This window comes from Streptococcus sp. OH4692_COT-348, from assembly GCF_003859975.1.
GTDB lineage: Bacteria > Bacillota > Bacilli > Lactobacillales > Streptococcaceae > Streptococcus.
The window spans coordinates 1-255 of record NZ_RQZB01000089.1 but is presented as its reverse complement, the minus strand read 5'-3'; the positions used below and the strand labels follow the sequence as shown (position 1 = coordinate 255).

Below are 255 nucleotides of genomic sequence, written 5' to 3'. Positions count from 1 at the left end.
GAACTTCCACAGCTGGTTTACCTGGTTCAGTAATCTTACCTGTACCTGGAACTTTACCGTCTGGTAATTCGCTGTTTGGTACTTTACCTTTTCCGTCTTCACCGATTGTAACAGTGATTGGGTTACCATCTTTACCTGGGATTTCTACCTTAGTTCCTGGTGGATATGTTGAGCCATCTGGTTTCTTAGGTGTTACTGTAACGTCACCTGTCTTAGGATCTTGTTCAACATCTACTGTTGGTGTCTTACGAGCTG

At 43.5% G+C, this 255-nt stretch carries 1 protein-coding gene; it reads right to left on the bottom strand.

Annotated elements, in window-relative coordinates; all coding sequences use genetic code 11:
- On the bottom strand, positions 1–255 hold a 255-nt coding region (locus tag EII37_RS11005), incomplete at both ends, for a hypothetical protein (protein WP_185696019.1).